The organism is Fervidicella metallireducens AeB (genome assembly GCF_000601455.1).
Classification (GTDB): Bacteria; Bacillota; Clostridia; order Clostridiales; family Caloramatoraceae; genus Fervidicella; species Fervidicella metallireducens.
The window spans coordinates 1-6,365 of the sequence record NZ_AZQP01000070.1; the positions used below are offsets into that span (position 1 = coordinate 1).

General features: G+C 29.6%; 4 protein-coding genes. All 4 read left to right on the forward strand.

Annotated features, from left to right (window positions below; all coding sequences use genetic code 11):
* Positions 1 to 748 (forward strand): recombinase zinc ribbon domain-containing protein (locus Q428_RS13095; RefSeq protein WP_035381647.1); only part of this gene is annotated, 748 nt, incomplete at its 5' end.
* 99 nt (positions 749 to 847) lie between these two features.
* Complete coding sequence (locus Q428_RS13100) at positions 848 to 5,017, forward strand: NACHT domain-containing protein (RefSeq protein WP_035381649.1); 4,170 nt, start codon at positions 848 to 850, stop codon at positions 5,015 to 5,017.
* Between the two features lie 370 nt (positions 5,018 to 5,387).
* Positions 5,388 to 5,981 carry a type IV toxin-antitoxin system AbiEi family antitoxin domain-containing protein gene (locus Q428_RS13105; protein ID WP_035381651.1) on the forward strand — a complete coding sequence of 198 codons (594 nt, stop codon included), beginning with the start codon at positions 5,388 to 5,390 and terminating at the stop codon, positions 5,979 to 5,981.
* On the forward strand, positions 5,978 to 6,365 hold a 388-nt coding region (locus Q428_RS13110; protein ID WP_035381653.1), incomplete at its 3' end, for a nucleotidyl transferase AbiEii/AbiGii toxin family protein. The genes Q428_RS13105 and Q428_RS13110, both read left to right, overlap by 4 nt.

Sequence of the window (6,365 nt, forward strand, 5' to 3'; positions counted from 1 at the left end):
CCATCCAGCTATAATATCAAAGGAAGTATTTCAGAAGGTGCAGGAGGAAATAGAAAGGCGAGCAAAAATGCAGGGCTGCACAAATGAAACTAGAAGTAGACATTCCAACAAATATACCTTTTCAGGAAAGCTAATATGCGGTAATTGTGGTAGTAAATTTAGAAGAAAGAGATGGGGCCAGACAGAAAAATATAAAAAGTATGTGTGGATTTGTGTTAACCACGCTAATAACGGAAATGAAGCCTGTGATATGAAAGCTGTAGATGAAGAAAAGCTAAAGGCAGCATTTGTAGGGTCTATAAATAAAGCCATTCAAGCCAAAGATACCTTTATTAAAACTATGATTGAGAATATAAATAATGTTTTAGAAAGCAGAAGAGAAGATGCAGAGCTTCAAGAAATTAATACAAGGTTAGAAGAACTGAAAGAACAAATGCTTAACCTGGTAAGGTTAAATTTAAGAAGTGAATTGGATAGTCTGATTTATGATGAGGAGTATCAAAGTTTAGAGCAGGAGATGCAGGAATTAAAACAGAGGAAAGCAGCATTTGATAATACAGAATTAATTAGGGATAAGGCTTTAAAGAAAGCAGAGGAGATTGAAAAACTGTTAAGTAGCAGGCAGGAGCTACTAAAAAGGTTTGATGATTATTTATTTACTGAAATGGTTGAGCAGGTACGTATAGTTTCTTTAGTAGAGGTTGAGTTTATTTACAAGACTGGGCTAGTAATTAGAGAAATATTATAATTATTGGAGTTTAGATAAAAATTGATGAATCATTATGTTATAATGAGGGTGTATTTGATTAAATAAGTACATCCATTTTTTTGAAAGTAGGGATTTTCAATGATACAGATAGATTGGAGGCAGTTTGGAAGAAAATTTGAAAGCTTACAAGCATCATTTGAACAGTTATGCCATTATTTATTTTGTAGGGAATTAAAAATAACAAGTACTGTCTCGGCGGATCACAATCAAAAAGGTTTAGAAACAAAGCCAGTTAAGTTTCAGGATGAATACTACGGATACCAAGCTAAATTTTTTGAGAAGAGTATTAATTACACCCAGATAAAGGAGTCGATAAAAAATGCTTTGGATGAATTTGAATGTGAATTAGATTATATATTTATTTACCTAAATACAGGTGCAAAAACTAGTTGTGATAGTGCTAAAAATATTGTAAAGATAGCAAAAGATAAGGGAGTAGAGATAGTTTGGAAGGATGTTACTTCTATAAGCACAATGTTAGCACAGCCTTCAAATATAGATTTAGCACAGGCATTCTTTGGAATTGGAGACGAATTTAAATTTATAAAAGAAAGTACAAATAAGGATGTAATTACACTGCTGCAATCTAACGAATATATAGATTTGCCAATAATTGCGGATAATAATAAATATTTGTTTAGTAACTTATCAAATATGATCCTTAAGGGGCAAGACAAAGTTTCACTATTCATAGGTAATCCTGGTTCAGGTAAAAGCATTTGTATGCACAAATTTTTTCAAGTATATTCAGGTTTAAATAAAAAAGATGAAAAAGGTATGTTTGAGACTATTGAAAAGAACAATGCTGTTCCTATGTTAATAAATCTAAAGTATTGTTCAAAGGACTCGTTAGAAAACATAATTAGAAATAGACAAAATGATTATGGCATAAGAGAGGAAATAAAAAACTTTATATATTTATTGGATGGGCTGGATGAAATATCAGAAAACGATGTTGAAATAACTCTTCAATATATTAAAGAACTGGTTAATAAATCTAGTACTTGTAAAGTTATAATTTCATCAAGGAAAGAAAGTATTAATAGAATCTTAATTAAGAGTTATTTCCCGAACTTAAAGGAGTACACAATTGGAGAACTATGTGAAGAAGATATAAAAAAATACTTTGAAGCTAAGAATAATACAATAAAGTTCGAGTTGCTAGATAAACTAAAAAGTGAAAATAAACTATTAACAGAAATTAAAGATATCTTATTGGTTAAATCATTATGGGATGTTATAGATAAACATAATAATAAGAATTGCATTCTTGATATTCTTAGGCTAAAAGTGGAATCAATTATTGATAAGGCAGAACATCAAAAAGTATTAAATCAATTAAACATACCTAATCCAAAGAAAAATGAAATAATAGAATTAAATAAGACAATTTCATATGAAATGCAAAAGAAATTTGTTTTAAATTTTTCTTATAAGGAAATCTATGACATAGTACTCAATAAATATCCACGAATTGATTATAAAGCTGCTAATAAGATTGTTGGTTATCTGGCTGAGAGTTTTTTTGAAAATAATTATAATGAGGAAACGCTTAGTAATTTTTCATATGTATATCAGCATAGGAGATTTCAAGAATACTTTTTTACATTAAGGCTAAAAGAAAAGTTTGAGAAAAATCCTAATATTTTAAGAGAATTGCGTGTATTATCAAATAGAAAGTTTTTCGAAGATTTTTTTCTAGAGCTGCTGCGAAAGGAATACACAGCAAAGAATGATATAGGAGGCATGCTTGAGCTCAATCTTATTAATGTATACTTGGGAAAAAGTGAAGACTTGGGAGCAGATGATCCAGCCTATTTATATTCCTATGAACTAACAGAAGCAATTGCATCACAAAGGGATGAAATGTTTGAATCGCTTATGTCAGAAGAAACATTACCAATTGCAGAGCATTTAAGTGGAGACATAGAAAAAATAGTTCAACAAATAGAATATAGAAATAGCGATAAGCGATACATAAATAGGCTACCAGATCCAATACAAGAAAAAGCACAGAGTATAGTAAGGAATATAGCAATCTGCTGGCAAAATGGAAAGTTCACGTTTGCTAAAGAACTAGATAAAAGAATGTGTCAATTAGTTGAAGATGTGAAGTTAAATAATAATAAGTATTTAAAATATATTTCATCTGCAATTAGAGAAGAAATAAAAAATTATTTATACATTCTTCTAGTCATTCGTGGAAATAAATCTTCAGATGTTCTTGAAAATTATGTTAGACAGCTCTATATTAACGATAATAAGGGATATAAACTTGCTGAGACGGATGATGAGAAGATTATTAAGGCATTTTTTAGTGTTATATTAGATAAAGAAAAAACCGAAATAGTTGAGCTGATAAATTTAATTAATGATAAAGAATTGGTTGCATTATTAGAGATATTTTGCTCAACTGACTATTTGCATTACCTAAAAAATAATAATGTTGTTGAAGCATTATCGGCTAGAATAAAGCAGGTGCCTGAAAAGGTAATCTTGGAAAATGAAATGATAATAGCATTTAAACGGTATTTAAAATTGGATATTTCAGACAATGAAAAAGATGCAATTGATAGGTTCTGGGGTAGTTTGAGCAAAGAAAGAGCTATAGATTTATTTACCCATAAAGGATATCATCATATTTATTCATTTATAACTGTGGCTTGTGATAAGTATTCAGATTTTGTTGAAATGGGATTTGTTGATGTAAGGAATGTTTATATTCAACTTTATAAAGGGTATTTTGATTTGTTAGAAAATAAGACCAGCATTGGAAAAGTAGCTAAAAGGTTTTGTGATTGCAATGAACTGTTATCTGTTTCAAAATCTATAAACTATAAGTATTATTTTTCTAAAGTTTGGGCGAGTATTTTTGCTAAGTCATCATTAGGCATAGATAAATTGCTAAGAATAAAAGAATACTTATATTTACATACAGAACAAATCAGCATGCTTATGCTATTTTGTGAAATAAAGAGAAAGAATTTAGAACTATTTAAAAAAATAGTTGATATTAGTGAGATAGAAGAGATTGAAAAAACACTTGTAAAAAATGGGCCTGAATTCACATTCAGTATTCAAGACAATGTAAATAGTTGGTTTCACTTAGCATATCTGTATTCAAGCTTTAACGAAACTAAAAGTATAAATTGTATTTCAAATGGGATTAACAAAGGTATTCTAAGGCATGGGTGGAGAAAAGACAGCATTGTAGATATTGATCTTATTAATTCTCTTGAGATAATGGTGGATAATAAATTTTTTAATAGAGAAGATACTAAAAAGATTATAAAGCGGATTTTCAACTATCTCACCTATTTGAGAAAAATTACCGATGAATCTGGAGATTGGAAAGCCTTCGAGAAACTACTCAAAATTACAAGTAGAATAGATATAAAACTTGCAGAACAATTTTTAAAAATGTTGGAGGAAGAAGATTTAATATTTAATGAATTAGTGACGATTGTGCTAATTGAAAAAGTTTATCAAGCAGAGAGTCTAAGTGATTTGCAAGAAATAATGGGATTTTACAAAATAGAAAATGATGGTTACTATGGTAGGCGGCATGATTTATATTATCTGGAGAAAATTAAAGTTTTTTTAGAGGTTTTAGATTCAGGTATATTTGAAGATGAAGAGGAAAAAAAGGCTTTTGATAAGGCATACTTTTGTTTTGAAAGTATTAAGAGGTATAGTGGAGATACTAAAATAGGAGATGTAGAATTATATAATAGATATAAACATTACTGTGAAGTGTATGATAAGAAATGTAATGCTGAACTCGAAACATATAAGCCTGAAATATATTCTAAGCCAAAAGACAAACTTACTGATAAAGGACTAAAGGTTCTTCTAGACTCAGTAGTGGACTCAACAACATTAATTGAAGTTTATAAAAAACTAAATGAACCATATGTTTTAATAGAAAAACCAGAAACATGGAGAAACCTTATTGACAAGACGTATAGCATTACTTCCTCATTAGAATTGTTTTTTGATTACTTGAAGAATATCTATTACTCGCACTTTCACTATTCATCAAATTCAGATTATGTTCATTATGCAGTAGCTTATGCTTTTAGTAGAACAGAGATGCGGCAAGATATGCTAGACTTTATTTATAAAAATAGCGGGCATGGAGGTTTCTACGCTTTAATTAAGGTTTATGAAATAAATGGGAATAAGGAACAGTGTATAAAGCTTTTCAATAGGTTTATAAGGTTCTGCGATTTTTTAGTCTTTACTTAATTATACTGTTTCCTTTTAAGCCTTTTGGCTTACTACATGCACGTTGAGACGGTTGTGAAGATAGTAAAGAAATAGGCTGATATCAAAGGCTTCGAAGGTTTTAAAGTAAATATTGAAGTGTGTTTCTATGTTCCCCAAGACTTAGGTTTTGGGGATTTTTGAGGTTAGGGGGTTATACAAATTCGCTAAAATAGGAGGAATTGGATATTTGCGAAATGGTATATAGATTCTCATTAAGAATGCAAAATACCAATAGCTAAATTATCAGTTGCCGAGATTTCTCGGATATTTAGATATATCTGAAAAATAAGTATTTACAAAAATACGTATACAAAATACAATGTAAGTATATTTGTAAAGGGTGATGAGAATGGATTATATAAAGAAATTAGAAGATTTGATTAAGGAAAACAATGGAACGATAGTAACTTCCGATTTAGATAAATTTAATATTCCTAGGATATACTTAACAAAGTTAATGGATATGGGGAAAATAGAAAGAGTTAGAAGAGGTGTATATGTTGCAGTTGGTGAGATAGAGGATGAAATGTTTTATATGCAATCAAAGTACCCAAAGCTTATCTATTCACATGAAACAGCTTTATTTATTCATGGGCTTACGGATAGAACTCCTTTTGAGTATGCTGTTACTGTGCCTAGTGGTTATAAAGCTCCTCAAAATGTTAGTGACAATAATAAAATTTACTACATAAAAAGAGAATTACACCTATTAGGGGTTGTTACAGCTAAGACTTCCTTTGGAAATGAAATTAAAGTATATGATGTTGAAAGAACTATTTGTGATATTTTAAGAAGCAGAGAAAGAATAGATATTCAAATAATTACTCAAGCTTTAAAAGATTATGTTAGGTTAAAAACTACTGACTTTAATAAGCTTTCTGAATATGCAAAAATATTTAGAGTAAATGAGATACTTAGGAAATATATGGAGGTTCTCCTATGAGTAGTATTGCAATGAGCTTAAAAGCTAAAATAAAGAATCTTGCTAAAAGTAAAGATATGTCAGCACAAGTTATTTTGCAAAACTATATGTTTGAGAGATTTTTGGAGCGTATATCAAAATCACAATATAAAAATAAATTCATATTAAAAGGTGGTATGCTTATAGCTGCCATAGTTGGAATAGATAATCGTTCTACAATGGATATGGACGCAACTATAAAGGGATATCCTTTAAATGAGGAAACTTTAAGCCAAGCAATAAAAGAAATTTGTGAGATTAATGTGGGTGATGATGTAATATTTTCATTTGTAAAAGTAGAAGCAATTAGAGAAGATGATGATTACGGTGGTTTTAGAGTAAGTATCAAGTCCATGTTAGATACGT

Coding starts and splice junctions, on each gene's coding strand:
- Q428_RS13100 (WP_035381649.1), top strand. CDS start 848: ATGATACAGATAGATTGGAGGCAGTTTGGAAGAAAATTTGAAAGCTTA.
- Q428_RS13105 (WP_035381651.1), top strand. CDS start 5,388: ATGGATTATATAAAGAAATTAGAAGATTTGATTAAGGAAAACAATGGA.